Origin of the sequence: Kitasatospora sp. NPDC007106, assembly GCF_040634455.1 — a bacterium.
GTDB classification, from domain to species: domain Bacteria; phylum Actinomycetota; class Actinomycetes; order Streptomycetales; family Streptomycetaceae; genus Kitasatospora; species Kitasatospora arboriphila.
This window is the reverse complement of record NZ_JBEYFP010001203.1, coordinates 1-1451: the sequence shown is the minus strand read 5'-3', so window position 1 is coordinate 1451 and position 1451 is coordinate 1. Positions and strand designations below refer to the sequence as shown.

The following is a 1451-nucleotide window of genomic DNA, read 5'->3' as shown; positions in this document are numbered from 1 at the left end:
CCTGCTCGTGGAGCGGCGGCGGCGGGAACAACGCCTCGGTGGCGTTCACCCTCGGCGGCAGCCCGGCCCTCGCGGCCGCCGCCGCCGAGCGGCAGGCCCCGGCCGTGCAGGCGGCCGCCAGGAGCACCCACGTGGCGCTGCAGAACCGCACGACGTCGGTGCTGGAGCGCACGTCCTCCGCCCTGCAGCACGGCACGTGGACGGAGAACATGCTGCCGCCGGACGCGGTGTACCCGATGTCCAACGGCGCCTGGCAGTCGGAGTCGAACGGCTTCATGACCGGCACGGAGGGCCGGGCCGTCTACAACATGTACGGGGTGGGGAACGTCTCGATCTGGTGGGACAACCCGTACTCCGGCAGCAACAAGTACGGCTGCGACGTGCCGGAGGGCTACACCTGCAGCCGTGACGGCGGCGGTGGCGACAACGCCTACGTGGCCTTCACCGTGCGGAAGGGCTGAGCCGATGACCCGCATCCTGCGCACCCCGCCCGGCACCCGGGCGCTGGCCGCGGCCGCACTCGCCGCGGCGACCCTCCTGCCGCTGGGTACCGCCGGGGCCGCCACCGCGGCCACCGCCGCCACCACGAGCAACGCTGTCGGTGTGCCGGCCAAGGGCCCGGCCGCGCTGTCGGCGATCAGCGACGGCCAGCACTACGTCCTGGCGCCGCAGCACGCGCCCGACCAGTGGCTGGGCGAGGTCGGCTGGAACAGCATCGTCGCCCGGGCGAGCAGGCTCTGGTACGGCAACCAGTACCACCACGCGCTGTGGACCGCCCGGGTCGCCGGTGACGGGACCGTCGAGCTCCAGAACGTCGACTTCGGCGGCAGCCTCCAGGACGACAACGGGGCCGTCGAGGCGAACTGGGGCCAGGGCGGCACCTGGGACTGGACGGCGGTCGCGGGCCCGGGCGGCACCGTCGCGCTGCGGAACCGCGTCACCGGCCGCTACCTCGCGCTGAACGCGGCGAACGTCGCCGTCACCGCGGCGACCGCCTACTTCTGGTACGTCGTCAACGCCCACATGTAGCAGCCCCGTGGTGCCCGTGCCCCCGATCGCCCGGTGTGATCGGGGGCACGTGTATGAACACGGTCAAGTCGGGTAGCTCCCCACCGTTCAGCGGACGAACCGTGGGGAGAACGCGTTGCTCGACTTCCGTCTGCTCGGCCCGGTGGAGGCGCACTGCGACGGAACGGGCGTCGACCTCGGGCCGCCGAAACGACGCACCGTCCTCGCGATGCTGCTGCTCGCCGACGGCGCCCTGGTGACCACCGACCGGCTGGGCGAGGCCCTCTGGCACGAGCGGCCGCCGACCCACGCCAGGACCGCCGTCCAGGGCCACATCTCGCAGCTGCGCCGACAGCTCCACCCGACCGGCCGCGCCGCGATCGTGACGGCCGGCGACGGCTACCTGCTGCGCACCCCGGCCGACCGGGTCGACGCCCGCCGCT

General features: G+C 73.7%; 2 protein-coding genes and 1 pseudogene. All 3 read left to right on the top strand.

Annotation, left to right across the window (positions count from 1 at the left end):
* Window positions 1-461, top strand: a pseudogene (locus tag ABZ641_RS37165) (Crystal protein ET79); the annotation flags it as partial.
* A gap of 4 nt (window positions 462-465) precedes the next feature.
* Window positions 466-1029 (top strand): hypothetical protein, encoded by a 564-nt coding sequence (locus ABZ641_RS37160; RefSeq protein ID WP_344623757.1) that lies wholly within the window; start codon window positions 466-468, stop codon window positions 1027-1029.
* 115 nt (window positions 1030-1144) lie between these two features.
* The coding region (locus ABZ641_RS37155; RefSeq protein ID WP_359988989.1) for a winged helix-turn-helix domain-containing protein at window positions 1145-1451 on the top strand (307 nt) is incomplete at its 3' end.